Genomic DNA, 20,652 nt, shown 5'->3' with positions numbered 1-20,652 from the left:
CAGTGGTCAACAGTTTTTGAATGCTGAACAAAGGGAATGCCATGGAACTGGAAAACGCCTTTCAGGATCCGCAGCTCTGCCACGCCCTGCTGCAACGCCTGACGCGGGCGCTGGACGGCCGCACGCTACGCTTTATGGAGGTTTGCGGCACACATACGGTGGCCATTTTCCAAAGCGGCCTGCGTTCGCTGCTGCCCGCATCGGTCACGCACCTTTCCGGACCGGGCTGTCCCGTCTGCGTTACCCACGACGCGGAAGTGGCCGCCTTTCTGGACCTGGCCGGGCGTGACGGAGTCATCCTGACCACTTTCGGAGATCTGCTGCGCGTGCCCGGCCCCGGCGGCAAAAGTCTCAAGCACGCCCAGGCCCAGGGCGCGCGGGTAGAAATCGTCTACTCCCCGCTGGACGCCCTCAACGTGGCCGCGGCCAATCCGGAGAGCACGGTGGTCTTTCTGGGCATCGGCTTTGAAACCACAGCCCCCACCGTGGCGGCCACTCTGCTTACGGCGCGTCAGCGCAAGATACGGAACTTCTGCGTGCTTTCCCTGCACAAGCTGGTGCCTCCCGCCCTGCGCACCCTGCTGGACGACAGTCAGTGCGGCATTGAGGCCTTTTTGCTGCCGGGGCACGTTTCCACCATCCTGGGGCTGGAGCCCTACGCCTTTCTGGCGCGGGACTACCATGTGCCCGGCGTGGTGGGCGGGTTTCAGCCGGCGGACATCCTGCTGGCCCTCTGCCTTATGGCTGAACAACGGCGGGACGGCACAGCGGCGGTGGTCAACGCTTACCCCCGCGCGGTGGACGACGCGGGCAATCCCCGGGCCCGCGCCTTGATGGAACAGGTTTTTGAGCCGACGGACGCCCTGTGGCGGGGCATCGGGCGCATCCCGCAGAGCGGGCTTAAACTGCGGCCGGACTTTGCCGACCTGGACGCCATGGCCCGCCTGGACGTGACCCTGCCGGAGGTGCCCCCCCTGCCGGGCTGCCGTTGCGGCGACGTACTGCGCGGCCGCATGGCCCCGCCGGACTGCCCCCTCTTCGGCAAAAAGTGTACACCCGCCACCCCGGTAGGCCCCTGCATGGTTTCCACCGAGGGCAGTTGCGCCGCCTACTACAAATATTCGGAGCGATAATGGAGACCTGTCTTCTTCTGGATGCGGGCAGCGGCGGACGCGCCTCGCAGCGCCTGGTGGCGCAGTGTTTTCTGCGGCATTTCGCCAACCCCCTGCTGGAACGGCTGGACGACGCCGCCCTGCTGGAGGATCTGGACGGCCCGCTGGCCATGAGCACCGATACCTATACCGTGACGCCGCTCTTCTTCCCCGGCGGCAGCATCGGCAGTCTGGCCGTGCACGGCACGGTTAACGACGTGTCCATGCTGGGCGCGCGACCCCGCTACCTGAGCTGCGGCTTCATTCTGGAGGAAGGCCTGCCTCTGGACGTGCTGGAGCGCGTAGCAGCGGACATGGGCACGGCGGCCAGGGCTGCGGGCGTGTCCATCGTCACCGGAGACACCAAGGTGGTGCCGCGCGGCGCGTGCGACAAAATATTTATTAATACTACAGGAGTGGGCACGGTCTTTGCCGCCCCGCCGCCTTCGGGGCACAATGCCCGTCCCGGCGACGCCGTACTGGTGAGCGGCGCGCTGGGCGACCACGGCCTGACCGTCATGGGCAGCCGTGAAGGGCTCTCCTTTCTCAGCGACGTGGCGTCAGATTCTGCCCCCCTCAATCATATGATCGCCGACATCATTGCTGCGGCGGGTCAGGTGCATGTGCTGCGCGACCCTACGCGCGGCGGCCTGGCCACTACGCTCAACGAAATCGCCGAACAATCCCAGGTGGGCATCGAGCTGGATGAAGCCAGCATCCCTGTTCACGAAAGCGTGCGCGGCGGCTGCTCCTTCCTGGGGCTTGACCCGCTCTATCTGGCCAATGAAGGCAAATGTATCTGCATTTTGCCGGAAGACCGCGCCGAGACCGCCCTGGCGGCCATGCGCCGCTCGCCCTATGGGCTGGAGGCCGCTCGCGTAGGTACGGTGACTGCAGGCAAAGCCCAGGTGACCCTGACCACCCGCATCGGGGGCCGCCGCCTGTTGGGCATGCTGGAAGGCGCGCAACTGCCCCGCATCTGCTGAATCCCCTTACCCTGCGAACCGCACCTGTCACCTTGGGCGGCCAGCCTGCAGGTTTTATGGGCTATCTCAAAGAAAGGAACATAGCGATCCGCAGGGGGAACGCTTGCCCTGAAAAGCGGAGCGTAACGCCCCGCACTGGGAGGCCCCCAATGGGCCTCCCGGCGGGCATTTCAGGGCCGAAGAGGCGAGCCCTGAAAAGTGGTAAAATTTGTATATATTGGCACCGCTGCAGAATTGCGGCTAAAGGTGCGTCCACAGCCGAACGCCCACCGCATCCCTGAAGGCCAAGGAGCCACCGTCAAAAGCGGTGCAACGCAGCGAACAAAAAGACTTTTTCTGACATTCCCGTGCGCAAACCCGCCAATCCAGACGGCCCTGCCCACCGCAACCCCACCCCAAGGCTCGCGGGCTTTTGTCTCGGCGGCCGCCAGCGCGGCCGCCGGGCCTTATTCATGAGCAGACTTAGGGCATTTAACTTTTGAAATGCCCTGGTGGTTGCGTAAGCAACCGCCCGCCGTGGAGGCGCAAGCGCAATTTATTTGCGCGGTTAAGCGCCGGAACGAGCGTGTTTTCACCTTTGAGAATACATATTCTCAAAGGTAATCTGCTCTAGTCCGCCTGTGTCCGGATAAAGGTGGGAATCTCAAAGTCGTCTTCATCATAGGTAAAGTCTTGCTGCCCAGGGTTGTGCGCGCTGTGCAGCGACTGCCCCAAGGCTTGACGCTTGCGCATATAGGACGGCCCTTCTATATCTTTTTCGTTGGTCCAAAGGCCGGCCTGAGCCCGTCGTGAGGCGCGGGCAGGCTCGTCGCCCAGCAGGGGTTCGTCCAGCTCACCGCCGCGCTGGTTCCGCGCTGCGCCGCGAGAGCCCATGCGACGCGAATCGGCCACCACGGCGTCCCGACCAGGCTTGCGGAAGTTGGTCACCGTCGCGGCAGCCTGGGGCTGCACGCTTTCCACGGCCTGCACCGATTCGATGCCCGTGGCGATGACCGTCAGGCGGATTTCGTCGCCGATGTTGTCGTCAAAGACCACACCAAAAATGATATTGGCTTCTTCGGGCGTGGCTTCACCGATAATCTCGCCGATTTCGGCGATTTCATCAGCGGTGATATCTGTGGGCGCAGTGATGTTGTAGAGCACGGCTTTGGCGCTTTCCAGCGAAACGTCCTCCAGCAAGGGGCTCATAATGGCGCGCTGGGCGGCTTCGCGAGCGCGGTTTTCGCCGGAGGCAATGCCCGTGCCCATGAGGGCCAGTCCGGATTCGGCCATGGTGGTGCGCACGTCGGCAAAATCCAGGTTAATGAGGCCATCGCCCACAATGACGTCCGAAATGCCCTTAACGGCGTAATAGAGCACGTCATTGGCCTTCTGCAGCATCTCGGAGAAGGGGGCCTTTTTGGGGGCAAAGGCCAGCAGGCGGTCGTTGGGGATGGTGATCAGGCAGTCCACATGCTGCTTGAACTCCTCCAGGCCGGCCTCGGCCGCGCGCTTGCGTTTGGCGCCTTCAAAGCTGAAGGGCTTGGTGACCACGCCCACGGTGAGCGCGCCCAGTTCCTTGGCGGCCTGGGCCACCACCGGGGCCGCGCCCGTGCCGGTGCCGCCCCCCATGCCGGCGGTAACAAAAACCATGTCCGCGTCCCCGATGGCTTCACGAACGGCGTTGACGCTTTCCACTGCGGCCTCGCGGCCTATTTCGGGGTTGGCCCCAGCCCCCAGGCCCTTAGTAAGTTTTTCGCCCAGCTGCACCTTGACCGAAGCGCCGTTTTTGGCCAGGGCCTGCAGGTCCGTATTAGCGCAGACGAACTGCACGCCGCGCAAGCCAGAAGCGATCATGTTCTGCACAGCATTGCCGCCGCCGCCGCCCACGCCGATGACCTTGATTTTTGCGTTGCTGGCCAGCGTGGTGTCAATATCGTCAACGATTGATTGAGCCATATGTCCTCTCCTGGATTTCAGACCTCAAATGCCCGCTTGAGGTTTGTTTGTTAGGAAATGTCCGCAAACCACTTTTTCATGCGTACGAGCACGCCGTCGAAAACGCCGCTCTCGCTCCGTGTGGTAAATTTTTTCTGACCGGAAAGCTCTTTTTCCGCACCGTAGCGCAACAGCCCTACGGCTGTAGAAAATTTGGGGCTGTTAACCACGTCCTTCAGGCCGCCCACATTGCGTGGGTAGCCGATACGCGTGGGCAGATTGAAGATCTGCTCACCCAGTTCCTGGCAGCCCTCCATAAGCGCCGTGCCGCCGGTGAGCACCACGCCCGCGCCGATCATATCCTTATAGCCGGAGCGGACCAGAGTCTGGTCCACCAGATAGAGGATTTCCTCCATGCGCGGTTCGCAGATTTCGGCGAGCACCTGACGCGACAGGCGGCGCGGATCGCGCCCGCCCACGCTGGGGACTTCAATAAACTCGTCGTGGCGCACCAGGTCTGCCAGGGCGCAGCCGTATTTGAGCTTGATTTTTTCAGCCGAGGCCACAGGCGTACGCAGGCCAAAGGCGATGTCGTTGGAGAGGTTCTGCCCGCCCAAGGCCAGCACGGCCGTGTGCTTTATGGCGTCGTTGGCGAAGACGGCGATGTCTGTGGTGCCGCCCCCCAAATCCACCAGGGCCACGCCTATTTCGCGCTCCTCTTCGGTGAGCACGGCCTGCGCCGAGGCCAGAGATTCCAAGGCGATGTCTGAAACTTCCAGCTGACTGCGGTGGCAGGAGCGTACAATATTCTGTGCGGAAGACACGGCCCCGGTGACAATGTGCACTTTCACTTCCAGGCGCACGCCGGCCATGCCCAAGGGGTCGGCAATGCCGCGCTGGTTGTCCACAATGTACTCCTGCGGCAGAATGTGGATAACTTCACGGTCGGCAGGGATGGCCACGGCGCGGGCCGCGTCCAGGGCGCGTTCCACATCGCGTTGCGCCACCTCGCCGCCTTTCACGGCAATGACCCCATGGCTGTTGATGCCCATGATGTGGCTGCCGGCAATGCCCACATAGACCGAATGAATTTCGCAGCCGGCCATAAGCTCCGCGTCCTCCACCGCCTTGCGGATGGACTGAACGGTCTGCTCAATATTGACCACTACGCCCTTGCGCAACCCAGTGGAAACACTGGTGCCGATGCCCACCACGTCGACGAGACCCGACTCAGTAAGTTCCCCGACCACCGCGCAGATCTTGGTCGTGCCGATATCGAGGCCAACGATGAGCTCGGACTTGTTCATGCCATACTCCTGAAACACCTTGCTATGCTATATGGATTGCGCCGGAGGTTTGCGGAACTGGCCCGCACTGCGCCGACGTATGTACGTCCTCTGTTGTATCGCCTGTCCTGCCCCTGCGGCGGCAAACCGCATCAGGCCGGCTGGTTGAGCAGTACCCATACGCTCCCGTTGACGGCGCGCACTTCGCGCACGTTGCGCAGGTCCCGCCGACGGGCCAGATCGCCCAGAGCCATGCCCAGACGGGCCAAGTTGCCGTCCCAGTCGTCCGTAGCCAGAGAGAGGCGCAGTTCCCGGTCCTCCAGGTAGAGTTCCACTCCCCTGCCGGGACTCAGGGTCACCGTGGCAATGGCCCCGGCCTCCACGGGCAGCGCGCCCTTGCGCATATCCCGCAAAATCCGCTCCAGATACGGGATATCGTCCTCAGCTCCCGGCTCCACCCGCAGGGTGGGCAAGGAAAGGAAGTTTTCACTCTCCACCGGGGCGATGATTTCACCGCGCTCGTTGGCGTAGTAAAGTACACCGTTCTTGTGCACCCAGAATGAGGGCAAACGCTCTTTAATTTTTATGACAAACCTGTCCGGCAAAAGACGTTTAACCGATACTTCCGCCACCCAGGGGGTCTGCCGCAGGTTACGTTCCACTTTGGAAATGCTTACGGAAAGGCTGTTGCCCCCTTCGCGTATGCCGCCATACTGCAACACCATCTGCCGGGAAAGCCGTACATTGCCGGTCACGTCCACATGGCGGGTGGTGAAAAAATCACTGGTAATCGCCGCGTTGTACAGCCACAGGGAAGCAAGACATACGCCGGCCAGCACCAGGCCCAGCCCCAACAACAGGGCGGTGAGGGCCGCCAGGCTCTTCAGCCCCCGCAGCCCCCGCAAACGCGCGCCCAAAGCGCGCAAGGGGGCCGGCATGACAGAACGCTGCGCCCTGCGCCCTTTTTTGCCCGAAACAGCCGCACGGGTATAGGCGTTGCGGGCCTTGCGACCACTTTTCTTCAGGGCAAGAGGCATGGCGTTATCCTGACCTCGGGCTCCAGCAGGATGCCGCAACGCCGCAGCACGGCCTCCCGCGCTTCCCGCAGCAGGGAAAGGGCCGCCGTGGCGCTGCCTTCGCCCTCATTGATCAGAAAGTTGGCATGCAGGCTGGAAAAGGCCATGCCGCCCAGTTTTTTTCCTTTAAAGCCCGCCTGTTCCAAAAGTTTGCCAGCGGACATATCCGGCGCGGGATTTTTGAACACACAGCCCGCACTCCAGGCCGTCACAGGTTGTTTAGACTTTTTCTTAAGAAAGTTGTGACGCATGCAATTACTGATGCCATCCCTGGCCGCTCTGGTCAAGCCAAATGTGCCTTCCAAGACAATAAAATCATCGTTACTGCCTGCAATGCACAGATGCCGATAGCCATACTGTAGTCCCTGTACGTTGACTGTACGCACTGTTCCATTGATAACAGCTTGTATTTTTATTATTTTTTCGCACGTCTCCACGCCATGCGCCCCGGCGTTCATGGCAATGGCCCCGCCCACGCTGCCCGGTATGCCCACAAGGCCCTCCAGGCCACTTAGGCCGTGGACGGCGCAGAAACGCAAGAGGCGCGGCAAGGGCACGCCCGCCCCGGCCCGCACCAGCACCTTACCCCCGGCCTCACCCACAATTTCCGGCCCGTGCGTGAGTTGCGGCCGCACCAGTACCAGGGGCAGTTCGCCGTCCTGGGCCAAGATGTTGCTGCCCGCCCCCAGCACCAACGGCGTGCCGCCCAGAGCGCGCAGACGCTCGCCCAGCAGGGGCACGTCCTCAAGACGCTCCAGCACTATTTCGGCCAGGGCCGTGCCGCCCACGCGCAAGGTAGTGCGCGGGGCAAGCCAGGGGGCAGGGGTTTCACGCATGGTCTTGCGCCTCCAGCCAGGCCGGGCCCAGGCGGGTAATGCTGCCCGCGCCCAGCGTGAGCAGGACGTCACCGGGCCTGAGCAGCGTGGGCAAAGCCACAGTCATGGCGTCCAGGGTCTGAAAATACTCCACCGGCGTAGTGGAAACCTGCCGGATGCCTTGAGCCAGACTCTGGCCCGAAACGCCGGGGATGGGTTTTTCCGAAGCGGGATAAATTTCTGTCAACAGCAGCAAATCCACGGCATCGAAAACTTTACAGAATTCGCCAAAATGGGCTTGGGTGCGCGTAAAACGGTGAGGCTGAAACGCCGCCACCAGACGTCGACCAGGAAAAACCTGCCGGGCCGTAGCCAGGGTAGCCGCAATTTCCGCCGGGTGGTGGCCGTAGTCGTCCACCACGGTAACGCCACCCCGCTCGCCTTTGAATTCAAAACGCCGCCCCACGCCGCCAAAGCCGTTCAGGCCGCGCGTGCAGTCCGTAAAGCTGATGTCGGCAGCCATAGCCGCGCCGATGGCGCCCAAGGCGTTGAGCATGTTGTGCCGCCCTGGCTGGGGCAGATTGATTTCGCCCAGGTTGCGGTTGTCGCGCCAGACCTCAAAATGATTGGTGCGTCCGCTTTCCAGGGGCACGGCGCGCAGGGCGTTTTCTTCGGCAAAACCGTAGGTCAGCACCGGGCGCTTGACCTGGGGCAGCAGGGCCCGCACGCCGGGATCGTCGCCGCAGACAACATTAAGGCCGTAAAACGGCACCTGGTTCATGAACTGCACAAAGGCCGCGTTGAGGTGCTCGCGGGTTTTATAGTGGTCCAGATGGTCTTCATCCACATTGGTGACCACATTGATAATGGGCAACAGGCACAAAAAAGAGCCGTCGGATTCGTCCGCCTCGGCAATAAGGTAGTCGCCGTGGCCCAGGTGGGCGTTGGTGCCGTAAACATTGAGCCGACCGCCGATGATCACCGTGGGATCCAGCCCGGCGGTATCGAAAATGGAGGCCGTGAGCGAGGTGGTGGTGGTTTTGCCGTGGGTGCCGGCAATGGCCACGCCCTGCCGCAGGCGCATGAGCTCGGCCAGCATTTCCGCACGGGGGATAATGGCGATATTGCGCCGACGGGCCTCCACCAGTTCCGGGTTGTCCTCACTGATGGCCGTGGATTTAACCAGCACCTGCACATCGCCGATATTTTCCGCCGCGTGGCCCAGAGCGATGTGCGCGCCCAGATCCCGCAGATGGCGCACCACGGCAGAATCGGCCATATCCGACCCCGTGACCGCGTACCCCTGGTTAAGCAGCACTTCCGCAATGCCGCTCATGCCCGCGCCGCCGATGCCCACCATGTGGATGCGTTTGATTTTGTTGTTCATGTAAAAAATCCTTTAAAAAAAGTCTAGATACATTGGGCGGTTAAAGCTGCCTCATCGGGGTTCGGCATATTGCACGGCGCTCAGGCGCGGGTTTTAACGATGGTTTCCAAGATATCAGCCACCCGTGCGGCGGCGTCCGGGCGGGCTGCGGCAAGAGCCGCAGCGGCCATGGGGGCGCGTTCGCCGGGCATGCTCAGCAGGCGCAGCAAGGTTTCGTCCATGTGCTGCACCACCATACGGCTTTCGGGCACCAGTTCCGCCGCGCCGCAGCGGGCCAGCACCGTGGCGTTGCGGGTCTGGTGGTCGTGGATGGCGTGGGGAAAGGGCACCAGCACTGCAGGCAGACCAGCGGCGCAGAGTTCAGCCACGGTGCTGGCTCCGGCCCGGCACAGCGCCACATCGGCCCAGGCATAGGCTGCGGCCATGTCGTCAATAAAAGCCGCCACGCTTTCCGGCGCGTAGCCCGCAGCCACATAAGCCGCGCGCACCCAGCCCGCGTCGGCCTCGCCGGTCTGATGGCGGATTTCCACCCCCCCACCGCGAAAGGCGGCCAGGTGCTCCACCATAAAGGCGTTGAGGGCGTGCGCGCCCTGCGAACCGCCCATAACCAGCAGGCGACGCGTGCGCCGCTCGCGAGAAAGTCCGCCCACGGCGCTCACAGCGGCCCGCACGGGGTTGCCGGTGAGCACGCATTTTTTCGGGTCAAAACCTTCCGTATTGGGCAGGGAAAGGCAGACCTTGCGCGCCAGGCGGGCCAGCAGGCGGTTGCTCATGCCGGCTACGGCGTTCTGTTCGTGCAGCAGACCGGGCACGCCCAGCAGCCGCGCGGCCAGCATGGGCGCAAAGGCCGCGTAGCCGCCAAAACCTGCCACGGCCTGGGGGTCAAACCGCCGCACCAGCTTGAGCGCTTTGCCCACGGCCAGCGTCATGCGACCGGCCGCGCCCACGGCCCGCAGCCCGCGCCCCAGGAATCCGCGCACGGGCAGACCCGCAAAAGGCACGTCCGCCAGACGGGCCAGACGCTCTTCCGGGCCGTACTGCGAACCCACAAAGAGCAGCCGCACGTCCGGGTTGCGCCGCCGCAGTTCTTCCGCCACGGCCAGAGCCGGAAAGATGTGCCCGCCGGTGCCGCCGGTGGTCAGGAGGATGCTGTCCACGGTTCCGCCGTCCTTGAAAAGTTCATGAGCAGCCCCACACAAAGCATGGTGGCCACCAGGTTACTGCCGCCGTAGCTCATGAGCGGCATGGGCACGCCCTTGGGCGGGGCCACGCCCATGACCACGGCCAGATTGAGCACCGCGCCCATGACCAGAATGGTGGTAATGCCGAAAGCGGTGAAGCGGTCGCGCAGATTCTGCTGGCCCATGATGATTTTGTAGCAGCGCCAGAACAAGAGGGCGAACAGAATCATGACTACGCTCACGCCCACAAAGCCCAGTTCTTCAGCCAGCACGGCCATGATAAAGTCGTTGTGGGCCTCCGGCAGATAGAACATCTTCTGCTTGCTGGCCCCCACCCCCACGCCGAAGAAGCTGCCGGAACCGATGGCCAGCAAGGACTGCACCAACTGGTAGCCCGTATTGTGGGCGTCCTGAAAAGGATCGAGAAAGGCCAGCAGCCGCCGCAGCCGATAGGGGGAGGAAATGGCCAGGGCCATGGCGCCCGCGCAGGCCAGGGCTACGGAAAAGAACAGGTAGATAAAGCGGGTGCCACCCGCCACACACATAAAGAAAAGCAGGCAGGCCAACACCACGGCGCTGCCGAAGTCCGGCTGGAGCAGCAGCAGAAAACAGAACAGGCCTGTGACCGCAAAGGGCGGGATGACGCCCCGGCTGAAGGTCTTGATCAGATCCTGCTTGGAGCTCATGAAGTAGGCCAGATACAGGGCCAAAGCAATTTTGACGAATTCCATGGGCTGCACGGAAACAGGCCCCAGCGGAATCCAGCGCTTGGCGCCGTTGATGGCCGGGGTCAGCGGCGAGAGCGTCACCAGCAGGAGCAATAACGCCACAAAAAGTGCGGGATACTGCAGATGGTAAAGCCACTGCCGCGGCATAAGGGCCGCGCCCCAGAGGGCCGCCCCGCCCGCCAGGGCAAAGAAGATCTGACGCTTGAAAAAATAGTATTTGTCGCCGTTGACCTGTTCGGCCACAATGCCGCTGGCCGAAAGTACCATGACCAGACCAATGGCCAGAATAACCAGCATGAGAGCGAACAGCCACCAGTCAAAGGGCGCTGCGTTCGTCGCCCCATTCATGGCGCGTGCCAGAGGGCTCTCACCCGATTTTTTTACGGTTTTGGCCGTAAAGACGTTTTTCATGCCAACAACCCCACCAGACGTTTAAAATCGTCGCCGCGCTCTTCATAGTTGCGGTAAAGATCATAACTGGATGTGGCCGGGGCCAGCAGCACCACCTCGCCCGGCTGCGCGTCGGCGCTCGCAAAGCGCACGGCCGGCTCCAGGGTCGGGTGCCAGCTCAGGGGCACGACCCCTTGCCAGGCCTTTTCAAAATGCTCACGACTTGCGCCGAACAGCACAACTTCTTTGACTTTTTCCCGCACCAGCGCGGAGAGGGCCGCCAAATCGCCGCCTTTGAACTTGCCGCCGCAAAGCAGGCGCACAGGCCGGTCAAAAGCCTCCAGCGCCACTTGCAGGGCCGATACCGTGGTGCATTTGGAATCATTGACATACAGCACGCCACGCAGTTCGCGCACCCGCTCCAGGCGGTGCGGCAGCGGCGCAAAGCGGGCCACGGCGCGGGCCGCGCTCTCTTCGCGCACGCCGAACAGTCGGCAGGCCTGCCAGGCCGCCTCCTCGTTGATGCGGTTGTGCCGCCCCATGAGCCGACTGTGGGGAAAGCGCTCCGTGGCGTCCACAAAAACCGTGCGGGCCTTGAGCGCATAACGTTCGGCCAGGGGGCGCAGGTCCGCCCCCAGCACGGCCAGATCGCCCTCGTCCTGACAGCGGAACAGGCGGAACTTGGCCGTAATGTATTCTTCCATATCCTTATGGTAGTCCAGATGATTGGGCGTAATGTTGAGCAGGATGCCCGCCCGGGGGCAGAACGTCGTGCAGGTCTGAAGCTGAAAGCTGGATACCTCCAGCACCAGCACGTCGGCCCTGGTTCCGGCCAGCACATATTCCGAAAGGGGCGTGCCGATATTGCCGCCCAGAAAGACCGCATAGCCTTGCTCGTGCAGCATGGCCGCCGCCAGGGAAGCCGTGGTGGTTTTGCCGCTGGTGCCGGTAACGGCCAGTACGGGCTCGTCGCTCAGGCAGCGCCAGGCCAGTTCCATTTCGGCCAGAATTTCAGAAGTCTCCGTATCCACCAGTCCCTGTAGGCGCACGGCGGGCATGCCGGGGCTGGGCACCACAAAAGCCGCCTGAGCGAACATCTCCGGCTTGTGCTCGCCCAAGAGCAGCTCCACGCCCAGGGCGCGCAGATCTTCGGCCAGGGCTTCCCGGCCCGCGAAGGCCTTGGGGTTGCTGTCCAGAAGCCGCACGCGCGCGCCTTCGCGTCGCAACAGCCGCGCCGCCGCCAGGCCGGACCGGCCCGCGCCCACCACCACTGCCAGTTCTCCGGCATTGATGCGTCTGCCCCGTGCTTTTTCCAACGCCATAAGCCGTCTCCTCAGCGCAGTTTCAGGACTGAAAGAGCCATGAGCCCCAACAGGATGGACGTAATCCAGAAGCGGATGATGATTTTTGATTCCGGCACGCCCTTGAGTTCAAAATGGTGGTGCAGCGGCGCCATGCGAAAGATGCGCTTGCCGCCTGTCCAGCGAAAGTAACTCACCTGCAGGATGACCGAAAGAGTCTCGGCCACAAACAAACCGCCCACCACCGCCAGCACCAGTTCCTGCTTGCAGAGCAGGGCCAGATAGCCCAGCACCCCACCCATGGAAAGCGAGCCCACGTCGCCCATAAAAACCTGGGCGGGATAGGCGTTGAACCATAAAAAACCCAGCCCCGCGCCCACCAGTGCGGCGCAGAACACGGTCACCTCACCCACGCCCGGCATGTAGGGCACCAGCAGATAACTGGAAAAGCGCGCGTTGCCCGTGATGTAAATGAAAATGGAGAAAACCAGGCAGGCTACGATGGAAGGTCCGATGGCCAGTCCGTCCAGCCCGTCCGTAAGATTCACGGCGTTGGATGCGGCCACCATGACAAAAATGCCGAAGGGCAGGTACATCCAGCCCAGGTCCACGGTCACTTCCTTGAAAAACGGTACCGTGAGCTTGCTGCTGTAGTCCGGATTGGCATAGAGCAACAGCATGGCTGCGCAGGCCACCACCAGTTGCCCGGCCATCTTGGCCTTGCCGGAAATGCCCCGGTTTTCGTGGTGGCGGAGCTTGGTCATATCATCCCAGAAGCCCACGGCCCCAAAGCCCACAAAGACCAGGAAGGCCTGCCAGACGTAGGCGTTGGAGAGATCGGCCCAGAACAGCAGGCTGAGCGCAAGACTCGCCAGCATGAGCAGGCCGCCCATAGTGGGCGTGCCCGCTTTGGAAGCGTGGGCCGCCACATCCTCAAGGATATACTGCCCGCACTTGACCCGCCGGAGCCAGGCAATAAAGCGCGGCCCCACCAGAATGGAGAAGACCAGGGCCGTGATGAGCGCGGCCATGGAACGGAAACTGATGTAGCGGAACACGTTGAGGAAGGTGTAGTCCGCAGAAAAGGGCACCAAAAAATTATAAAACATGCCTGTCCGTTCCGTTGGTTTGCCCCAGAGCGTTGCCAGAACTGAGAAACGCCCGTTCTCAGGAGCAAACGTTTGCCGAGGCCGCTACGCTCACTATTCCGGCCGCGCGGCCTCCGACCGCCCAAGCCGCTCCCGCAAGGCCGCCAGCAACAGCTCCAGCCGGTTGCCGCGCGAACCCTTGAACAATACGACGCCGCCGGGCAGCCGGCCCGCCGTTTTTTCCCAGGTTGTCGCAAAATCCGCCGCGTCCGCCACGGGCAGCCAAGGGCCACCATAACCGCCCCGCTGCAGGCCCGCGTGCACGGCCTCTGCCTGTCCTCCCTTCCAGAACACGGCCGCCGGGCCCAGAGCAGCCAGTTGCCGCCCCAGGACTTCATGGCAGGGCGCGGCCTGTGCGCCCAGTTCCAGCATTTCGCCCAACACCGCCACCAGGGGCGCACCCACAGCCTGTCCGGCGGCCGCTTCCAGCATGCGCTGCATAGACAAGGGGTTGGCGTTGTAGGTATCGTCCAGCAGCAGCCAGCCTGCCAGGCGCTGGCGGGCCAGGCGTTGTGCGGGCAACACGGCCCGCCCCAAGCCCTGGGCGATTTCCTCCATGCTCAGCCCCAGCACGTGCGCTGCTGCGGCCACGGCAGCCACGTTTTCCGCGCCGTAGGCCCCGCGAAAGGGCGCGGCCAGCGTGAACGTTACCCCTTCAAGCCGCACCCGAAAAAGCCCCTGTTCCACGATTGGCGGCGGATTCTCCGCGCCGTCCGCAACCGCTGCGCCTGAAAGAGGCGCCGGGCCCAGATAGGCGGCCGCGAAGTCCGCGCGTCGTCCTGTGGCGCTGAACAGACGCACGTCCGCGTCGTATGCGCCGGCTTCGCGCACCAGATCGGGATAGTCGGCGCAAATAAGGCCCAAGCCTCCGGAAGCCAGATAATGCAGCAGGCGCGCCTTGTGCCAGGCCACGCCCTTTGCGCCCAGGCCCTCCGTATGGCCCGCGCCCGCGTTGAGAACCAGCCCCAGATCAGGACGCAGCACCGAGCCCAGAGCATCCATGTCGCCGGCGTGGCTGATGCCCGCCTCCAGCACCCAAAAATCTTCCTGCCCGTCCGTGGCCAGCATGGCGCGGGGCATGCCGATCTGGTTGTTGTGGTTCAGGGCGTTGCGGGCCGTCTGACCGCGCACGGCCAACACCTGCGCCAGCACTTCCTTGAGCGTGGTTTTGCCCGCCGTGCCCGTGATGCCCACTACCCTGGCCCGGGTTTTGGAACGCCACAGCGCGGCAATGCGCCCCAGGGCCGTCACCGTATCCGGCACCAGCAGCACAGGCGCGCCCACAGGCGGCAAAGGCCGCTGCGCCAGCACCGCGCCTGCGCCCCGCTCCACGGCCGCTGCGGCAAAATCGTGGCCATCCACGCGGCTGCCGGGCACGCAGACAAAGAGTGCGCCGGGGCAGGCCTCGCGGCTGTCCGTCACTGCAGTGGTCAGCAGACGGTCGTCCCTGCTGCCGGGCAAGCCCAGATGGACTGCTATTTCCGCGTAACTCAGGCGCAATGCAGCAACTCCCGCACCACTTCCTGGTCACTGTAGTGGTGCTTTATTCCCTTGACGATCTGATAATCCTCATGCCCTTTACCTGCAATAAGCAAGGCGTCGTCCTTGCCCAGCAGGTCCAGCGCCCTGGCCGTGGCCGTGCGCCGGTCCACCTCCACCAGCACTTGCCGGGCGGTTTTCAGACCGGGCAGCACGTCGGCAAGAATGGCTTCCGGCTCCTCAAAGCGCGGATTGTCCGACGTCAGCACAGCCACGTCGGACCAGCGGGCCACGGCCTCGCCCATAAGCGGCCGCTTGGTGCGGTCGCGGTTGCCGCCGCAGCCGAACACAGTGACAATGCGCGCAAAGCCCGCCTCGCGCAGAGCCTTGAGCACGTTGACCAGCGCATCCGGCGTGTGGGCATAGTCCACAAAGACGTGCAGCCCTTGGGGATTGGGCACGCGCTCCAGCCGACCGCAGACGCCCGTAAAATGTTCCAAGGCCGTAAAGGTCTCCGGTTCCAGCCCCATATCCAGGGCCAGGGCCTGTACGGCCAACAGGTTGGAGGCGTTGAAAGCCCCCACCAGCGGCGAATGCAGCTCCCAGGCGTGCTTGCCCAGGCGCATGCGCAGATGACAGCCGTCAGTGCCGGCGGAGAGCAGCTCTCCCCACAGATGCCGCCGCTGCGGCCCGCCCTTCTGCAGGCCAAAAGAAAGCGCGTCGGGACATAGCTCCAGCAACCGCCGTCCCCAGGGGTCGTCAGCATTGACGGCCACAGCCTTGTCCGCACGGGGTAATTCAAGGAAAAGCCGGGCCTTGGCCTTAAAGTAGCTCTCCATGTCCCTGTGGTAGTCCAGATGATCCTGGGTCAGGTTGGTAAAAATGGCCCCGGCAAAAGGCACGCCGTCCACGCGCTGCTGCTCTATGGCGTGGGAGGAGGCCTCCATCACAGCCACGTCCGCCCCGGCAGCGGCCATCTGCGCCAGCATGGCGTGCACATGCAGGGGGTCGGGCGTAGTCAGCGGGGCTGGTTCCGTGTGGCCGGGCCAGCGGTAGTTAACGGTGCCCATAACGCCCACTTTGTGCCCGGCTTCGCTGAACAGCCGTTCCAGCAGATAGGCGCAGGTGGTCTTGCCATTGGTGCCGGTGACGCCCAGGATCTTCAGCGCCAGCGCATCGGTGTGCCAGCGGGCCTGAGCCAACCGCCAAAGGGCCTCGCGCGGGTCAGGATGGGCCACCACAGCGCAGCCCCCGGATACGGCAGCGGCCGCATCGGGCCGGCAGACCACAGTAGCCGCGCCCGCCGCCACGGCTGCGGAAATAAAACGCGCGCCGTCCTCGCTCGCGCCGGGCACGGCCACGAAGACGTCTCCGGGCCCGACCTGACGCGAATCCGCGCGCACTTCCACGCCGCCGCGTCGGCACTGTTCCAGCAAGGCCGCAAAATCCCGTTCCATACCCGTTTTTCTCCTTTGTAACCGCAGCCGATCCCGCGCCCGCAACTGCGGTGGAGGCGGCCCGCTCCAACAGCACTATACTTTTGAGAATGCGCATTCTCAAAATTTTACGCAGCCACTCCGGCGCTTAACTGCGTGGCCCGCCTCCGTGGCAGACCTCGCTTGCGCAGATCCGTCAGGGCAGCTGCAAAACGGAATTGCCCTGAAAAAACCTGACGGACGCGGCCTCTGGCAACCCACAACCGCGCGCTGCCGCGCCGTCAGGAAAACGCGCAACACTCCAAAATCTACCGCTCTGAAAGCCAGAGGATATATTCCGCCCCACGGTCATCTTCGGGCCAGGCCGTACCCGGCAGGGGGCTCTGCTTGACCACACGGCTGCCGCTGCCTTTGAGTTCGGGCACCACGCCCGCGCGGGCAAACAGCTCTACGGCGTTGCGCACGGTTTTGCCCATGACGTCCGGCACGCGGCTGCCGGCCTTGGCCAGATGACCAGGCAGACGCATGCCCGTTTCGGGCCGAGCAGGCACGGCATTGCGCGCGGCAGGGCTGAAGGGCGTCTCCAGGCCCGCAAGTTTGAGGCTGCGGCCCCGGCCCTGAGCCGCGGCGGCCTTAGGTTTATCGGCAGCTTCGTCGGCCGACGTGGAGGCCAGCATGCCCGTATAGGTTACGGTGCGGGAAGCAATTTCCTTAAATACCGGCGCAGCCACTACGCCGCCGTACTGGTTGCGGCTGGGCTCGTCCACCATGACCAGAATAAGGTAGCGCGGCTTGTCCGCCGGGAAAAACCCCACAAAGGAGGCCAGCCGCTTGCTGCCATACGTGCCGGAGCGGTGGTCGGCCTTCTGAGCCGTGCCGGTTTTTCCGGCCACCAGCAGGCCGTCCACGCGGGCGCGCTTGCCCGTACCGTCCTTTTCTTCCACCACATCGCGCATCATGTGCATGACCTGACGCACGGCGGTTTCGGCATAGACGCGCGTGTGCGCCTCCACCACCCCGCCGTCGTCGCGGGTAAGACGCAGGGGCTTGAATACGCCGTTGTTGAGCAGAGTCAGATAGGCCTGCGCCATCTGCAGCCCGGTGACGGAAATGCTCTGCCCAAAGGATGTGGCCAGCACGTCCACTTCACTCCAGTCTCGCGGCTGACGTAGAATGCCCCTGCTGTCGGCCACGGGCACGCCCGTGTGCTGACCAAACCCCAATGCATGCAGATACTTGTAAAAAGTTGGCGCACCCAAGGAAAGGCCGATCTTTGCCATACCAATATTGGAGGAATAGCGCAGCACCTTGGTGGCCGGCAGGATGCCCTGACGAGAGGTGTCCCGGATGGTGAAGTTTTTATTCACCCATTTGCCGCCTTCGCAGTCAATGAGCGTATTGGGGGTGACCTTGTGCTCCTGCAGGGCCGCGGCCATGACAAAGGGTTTGAAGGTTGAGCCCGGTTCCAGAGCATCCGCCGCCAGGCGGTTGCGGTAGATGAGCGGACTCGCTTCCTTATAGGTGTTGGGGTTAAAAAAGGGGTACTGGGCCCAGGCCATAATCTCGCCTGAGGGCACGTCCACCACCAGCGCGCCGCCCCAGCGGGCGTCAAAGTCGCGCACAGCGCGGGCCACGGCTTCCTCCACAATAAACTGCATCTGCACGTCAATGGTCAGGGTCACGTCCTGCCCCACGGGCTCACTCTGCCCTTCTTCGTGCAGATAAAACCGTCGGCCCATGGCGTCGCGCTGCACGATCTGCCTGGTGGGCACGCAGCCCAGGCGGTCGTCCAGCGTGCGTTCAAGACCTTCCAGACCCTTGTCGTCCAGGCCGACAAAGCCCAGCAGCTGCCCGGCCATATGCTTGAAGGGATAGATACGGTCGTATTCCTTGCTCAGGCCTATGCCGGGAATATTGGCCTTGCGTACGGCCTCGGCGGTGTAGTCGTCCACCTTGCGGCGCAGCCAGACAAAGCGGCGCTTGGTCTGCGACAGCTCCGCATAGAGCTTTTGCGGATCCTGCCCCAGGATGGGCCCCAGTTTGATGGCCATGGCCTGAAAGTCTTCAATGTCCTGCGGTCGGGCATAGACTGAACGGGCCTCTACACTGCGCGCCAGCACCTGCCCGTTGCGGTCATAAATCATACCCCGCCGGCCTGTGACCAGTTCGGAAGCCATATGCTGCCGACGGGCGCGTTCCGCCAGGCGCGGCCCCTCAATCATCTGCAGGTACCAGGCCCGGCTCCACAGCCCCACCCACAACAGACAGAAGACGCCCACCACCAGGCGAATGCGGGCCCGGCCCCAGTCCACGTTGCGCGCCCAGGACGCGCGTTCGCGTTCGGACGTAACGTGACGGTTGGGCCGGGAAGTGGTCTTTTTGCGCTGGTCGGCTTCTGACCTGTTGTTTTTGCGGGATCTGAGTTTGAACATGTCGGTTCCTGCTCCGACGCCCGGCGGGCGTCCTGAAAAATAGACCTTTTAGCCCGGACAAGGCCGGGACTCAGCGCAGCTCCAGCCGCCGGATCTGCCCCGGCTTGGGTTCGTGCATGCCGAACTCTTCGGCCCGGCGACGCAGTTCATAGGGCGAAAGCAGGCGTTCGCGCTCCACTTCCAGCTTGGCCCGCAGGGCCTCGCGCTCACGCTGGGTATTCTGCGCGATGTTGATGAAATAGGTGGTATCCATGCGCTCGATGTTGCTCCACACCAGCACCAGTCCCATAATCATGCAGGATAAAAGCCCCAGCACCAGAACCAGCAGCCAACCCCTGCCGCCGGTTTGCCGCGCCGCTGCGGCCCGCTTCACGACACGGCCTCGGCGATTTTTTCCACAGCTCGCAGCTTGGCGCTGCTGGCGCGCGGGTTACGGGCCAGCTCCTCCGCATCGGCCTGGAGAGGCTTTTTATGCAACAGACGCACTTCGGGCACATGTCGACAAACACAGACGGGCACATGCCGGGGGCACCGGCAGCCCTCGGCCCAGTGGCGCATGGCCTGTTTGACCATACGGTCTTCCAGGGAATGGAAGGTGATGACAGCCAGCCTGCCGCCCAGAGAAAGCCGGGAAAGGATGCCATCCAGAAAGCGGCGCAGTTCGCCCAACTCGTCGTTGACAGCCATACGCAAGGCCTGAAAGGTGCGGGTGGCCGGGTGCCGCCGGGCCCTGGCCCGCCAGGCGGCGGGATAGGCTTTTTCCACCAGGGCAGCCAGTTCGGCTGTAGTGTCGATGCTGGCTTTCTGACGGGCCTCCACAATGACGCGGGCAATACGCCCGGCCTGGGGTTCTTCACCCAGGGTGGCGATGCATTCCTTGAGGCGGGCGAAACTTTCGCGGTTGACCCAGTGCCAGGCCGAAGGCAAGCCCGGCTGCGGGTCCATGCGCATGTCCAGCGGCCCGTCGCCGTGGAAGCTGAAGCCCCGCTCGGGCTCATCCAGCTGCAGGGACGAAACGCCGATGTCCAGCAGCGCGCCGTCTATCCTGTCCCAACCCAGTTGGTCCAAAGCCTGTGCAAATTCACTATACTGGCAGTGAAAAAAATGCGCCCTGTCGCCGAAGGGCGCCAGCCGCTGCCGGGCCAGTTCCAGGGCTTCCGCGTCACGGTCCAGACCGCAGAGCTCCACGGCAGGGGCCGCCGCAAGCACGGCGGCAGCGTGGCCGCCCAGGCCCAGAGTGCCATCCAGATACCGCCCGCCGGGGCGCGGGGCCAAAGCCTCCAGCACCTGGGTCGGCAGCACCGGCACGTGCCGGGCCGGATTTTGCTCTGACGACAAAGACTCTTGCATGACCGTATCCTGTGAGCGACGCGAGGTTGCAGGGCCTGCGGGAAGCGTGGCCCCCTCCCCGCCCGCGTTTACAGGCTGATGTTCAGGCCGCTGGCGGCCAGTTCGGCCGAAACGTCCTCAATACTCAGGGCGTTGAAGCGGGCCAGATCCCAGATTTCAAACTTGCTGAGCATCCCCACCAGCATGACGTCTTTCTCAAGCCCCACTTCATGCATGAGCGCCTGGGGGATGCGCACCCGGCCCTGGGCATCGGGCGTCAGTTCCTGCGCAAGGCCCATGACCTTGGTTTTGAAATGGGCCAGCCGGGGCGACGGCAGGGCGATGCTGCTCAACTGCGTGGTAACGGCTTCCCAGTCCTCCGGAAGGTAGGCCACCAGACGACCGTAAAAAGCGGTGAGCCAGAAGGTGCCGTTGCCGCCTTCGGCGCAAAGTCCTTCCCTGTACTCCGGCGGGAGCATAAGCCGGCCCTTGGGGTCCAGGCTGCGGGAAAGGCTTTTTTTGAAGAGTTTGTGCACCGTCTTACCACTTTTTTACTACTTTTTACCACTTTTTTCCACTTATGCCCCAAGGCTCCGAGGGTGTCAAGCGG

17 protein-coding genes are annotated in these 20,652 nt (G+C 63.4%); 2 read left to right on the top strand and 15 right to left on the bottom strand.

Annotated features, from left to right (window positions below; all coding sequences use genetic code 11):
• Positions 1–41 precede the first annotated feature (41 nt).
• Together hypD and hypE are read left to right on the top strand one after the other, a co-directional pair.
• Positions 42–1,133 carry a hydrogenase formation protein HypD gene (hypD, locus tag EB812_RS00455; RefSeq protein ID WP_118229074.1) on the top strand — a complete coding sequence of 364 codons (1,092 nt, stop codon included), beginning with the start codon at positions 42–44 and terminating at the stop codon, positions 1,131–1,133.
• Positions 1,133–2,137, top strand: coding sequence for a hydrogenase expression/formation protein HypE (gene hypE / locus EB812_RS00450; protein ID WP_118229000.1), 1,005 nt, complete (start codon positions 1,133–1,135; stop codon positions 2,135–2,137). Before hypD ends, hypE begins: the two co-directional genes overlap by 1 nt.
• A gap of 609 nt (positions 2,138–2,746) precedes the next feature.
• Here the strand turns inward: hypE and ftsZ are convergent.
• The 15 genes from ftsZ to EB812_RS00375 form a co-directional block, all read right to left on the bottom strand.
• Entirely contained in the window at positions 2,747–4,075 is a 1,329-nt protein-coding gene (gene ftsZ, locus EB812_RS00445; protein WP_118229001.1) for a cell division protein FtsZ, read from the bottom strand.
• A 50-nt stretch (positions 4,076–4,125) separates the two neighbouring features.
• Positions 4,126–5,361: a cell division protein FtsA gene (ftsA, locus tag EB812_RS00440; protein ID WP_118229002.1), complete on the bottom strand. Its 1,236-nt coding sequence runs from the start codon at positions 5,359–5,361 to the stop codon at positions 4,126–4,128.
• Between the two features lie 131 nt (positions 5,362–5,492).
• Positions 5,493–6,377, bottom strand: coding sequence for a cell division protein FtsQ/DivIB (locus EB812_RS00435; protein WP_118229003.1), 885 nt, complete (start codon positions 6,375–6,377; stop codon positions 5,493–5,495).
• Positions 6,362–7,252: a UDP-N-acetylmuramate dehydrogenase gene (gene murB, locus EB812_RS00430; protein WP_118229004.1), complete on the bottom strand. Its 891-nt coding sequence runs from the start codon at positions 7,250–7,252 to the stop codon at positions 6,362–6,364. The genes EB812_RS00435 and murB overlap by 16 nt, the downstream gene beginning before the upstream one ends.
• Positions 7,245–8,618 carry a UDP-N-acetylmuramate--L-alanine ligase gene (gene murC, locus EB812_RS00425; RefSeq protein ID WP_130957700.1) on the bottom strand — a complete coding sequence of 458 codons (1,374 nt, stop codon included), beginning with the start codon at positions 8,616–8,618 and terminating at the stop codon, positions 7,245–7,247. Before murC ends, murB begins: the two co-directional genes overlap by 8 nt.
• 80 nt (positions 8,619–8,698) lie before the next feature.
• The gene (murG, locus tag EB812_RS00420; RefSeq protein WP_118229006.1) at positions 8,699–9,775 is read right to left on the bottom strand and encodes an undecaprenyldiphospho-muramoylpentapeptide beta-N-acetylglucosaminyltransferase; all 1,077 of its coding nucleotides are present in this window, start codon (positions 9,773–9,775) and stop codon (positions 8,699–8,701) included.
• Entirely contained in the window at positions 9,757–10,938 is a 1,182-nt protein-coding gene (gene ftsW / locus EB812_RS00415; RefSeq protein ID WP_118229007.1) for a putative lipid II flippase FtsW, read from the bottom strand. The genes murG and ftsW overlap by 19 nt, the downstream gene beginning before the upstream one ends.
• Positions 10,935–12,239, bottom strand: coding sequence for a UDP-N-acetylmuramoyl-L-alanine--D-glutamate ligase (murD, locus tag EB812_RS00410; protein ID WP_118229008.1), 1,305 nt, complete (start codon positions 12,237–12,239; stop codon positions 10,935–10,937). Before murD ends, ftsW begins: the two co-directional genes overlap by 4 nt.
• Positions 12,240–12,250: 11 nt before the next feature.
• Complete coding sequence (mraY, locus tag EB812_RS00405) at positions 12,251–13,327, bottom strand: phospho-N-acetylmuramoyl-pentapeptide-transferase (RefSeq protein WP_118229009.1); 1,077 nt, start codon at positions 13,325–13,327, stop codon at positions 12,251–12,253.
• Between the two features lie 93 nt (positions 13,328–13,420).
• Positions 13,421–14,866 carry a UDP-N-acetylmuramoyl-tripeptide--D-alanyl-D-alanine ligase gene (locus EB812_RS00400; protein ID WP_242621142.1) on the bottom strand — a complete coding sequence of 482 codons (1,446 nt, stop codon included), beginning with the start codon at positions 14,864–14,866 and terminating at the stop codon, positions 13,421–13,423.
• Positions 14,857–16,302 carry a UDP-N-acetylmuramoyl-L-alanyl-D-glutamate--2,6-diaminopimelate ligase gene (locus EB812_RS00395; protein WP_118229010.1) on the bottom strand — a complete coding sequence of 482 codons (1,446 nt, stop codon included), beginning with the start codon at positions 16,300–16,302 and terminating at the stop codon, positions 14,857–14,859. Before EB812_RS00395 ends, EB812_RS00400 begins: the two co-directional genes overlap by 10 nt.
• Before the next feature lie 287 nt (positions 16,303–16,589).
• The gene (locus EB812_RS00390; protein WP_130957699.1) at positions 16,590–18,713 is read right to left on the bottom strand and encodes a penicillin-binding transpeptidase domain-containing protein; all 2,124 of its coding nucleotides are present in this window, start codon (positions 18,711–18,713) and stop codon (positions 16,590–16,592) included.
• A gap of 70 nt (positions 18,714–18,783) precedes the next feature.
• A complete protein-coding gene (locus tag EB812_RS00385; protein ID WP_165450857.1) occupies positions 18,784–19,008 on the bottom strand; it encodes a hypothetical protein in 225 nt (74 codons plus the stop codon).
• Between the two features lie 74 nt (positions 19,009–19,082).
• Positions 19,083–20,063: a 16S rRNA (cytosine(1402)-N(4))-methyltransferase RsmH gene (rsmH, locus tag EB812_RS00380; RefSeq protein ID WP_130957698.1), complete on the bottom strand. Its 981-nt coding sequence runs from the start codon at positions 20,061–20,063 to the stop codon at positions 19,083–19,085.
• Between the two features lie 68 nt (positions 20,064–20,131).
• A complete protein-coding gene (locus tag EB812_RS00375) occupies positions 20,132–20,578 on the bottom strand; it encodes a division/cell wall cluster transcriptional repressor MraZ (RefSeq protein WP_118229014.1) in 447 nt (148 codons plus the stop codon).
• Positions 20,579–20,652 lie beyond the last annotated feature (74 nt).

Source organism: Desulfovibrio legallii, assembly GCF_004309735.1.
In the GTDB taxonomy this organism is placed as follows: domain Bacteria; phylum Desulfobacterota; class Desulfovibrionia; order Desulfovibrionales; family Desulfovibrionaceae; genus Desulfovibrio; species Desulfovibrio legallii.
This window is presented reverse-complemented; position numbering and strand designations above follow the sequence as displayed.

Bases quoted from the DNA above. Each gene is read 5' to 3' on its own strand.
- hypD (WP_118229074.1), top strand. From the start codon at position 42: ATGGAACTGGAAAACGCCTTTCAGGATCCGCAGCTCTGCCACGCCCTG.
- hypE (WP_118229000.1), top strand. From the start codon at position 1,133: ATGGAGACCTGTCTTCTTCTGGATGCGGGCAGCGGCGGACGCGCCTCG.
- ftsZ (WP_118229001.1), bottom strand. From the start codon at position 4,075: ATGGCTCAATCAATCGTTGACGATATTGACACCACGCTGGCCAGCAAC.
- ftsA (WP_118229002.1), bottom strand. From the start codon at position 5,361: ATGAACAAGTCCGAGCTCATCGTTGGCCTCGATATCGGCACGACCAAG.
- EB812_RS00435 (WP_118229003.1), bottom strand. From the start codon at position 6,377: ATGCCTCTTGCCCTGAAGAAAAGTGGTCGCAAGGCCCGCAACGCCTAT.
- murB (WP_118229004.1), bottom strand. From the start codon at position 7,252: ATGCGTGAAACCCCTGCCCCCTGGCTTGCCCCGCGCACTACCTTGCGC.
- murC (WP_130957700.1), bottom strand. From the start codon at position 8,618: ATGAACAACAAAATCAAACGCATCCACATGGTGGGCATCGGCGGCGCG.
- ftsW (WP_118229007.1), bottom strand. From the start codon at position 10,938: ATGAAAAACGTCTTTACGGCCAAAACCGTAAAAAAATCGGGTGAGAGC.
- murD (WP_118229008.1), bottom strand. From the start codon at position 12,239: ATGGCGTTGGAAAAAGCACGGGGCAGACGCATCAATGCCGGAGAACTG.
- mraY (WP_118229009.1), bottom strand. From the start codon at position 13,327: ATGTTTTATAATTTTTTGGTGCCCTTTTCTGCGGACTACACCTTCCTC.
- EB812_RS00395 (WP_118229010.1), bottom strand. From the start codon at position 16,302: ATGGAACGGGATTTTGCGGCCTTGCTGGAACAGTGCCGACGCGGCGGC.
- EB812_RS00390 (WP_130957699.1), bottom strand. From the start codon at position 18,713: ATGTTCAAACTCAGATCCCGCAAAAACAACAGGTCAGAAGCCGACCAG.
- EB812_RS00385 (WP_165450857.1), bottom strand. From the start codon at position 19,008: ATGATTATGGGACTGGTGCTGGTGTGGAGCAACATCGAGCGCATGGAT.
- rsmH (WP_130957698.1), bottom strand. From the start codon at position 20,063: ATGCAAGAGTCTTTGTCGTCAGAGCAAAATCCGGCCCGGCACGTGCCG.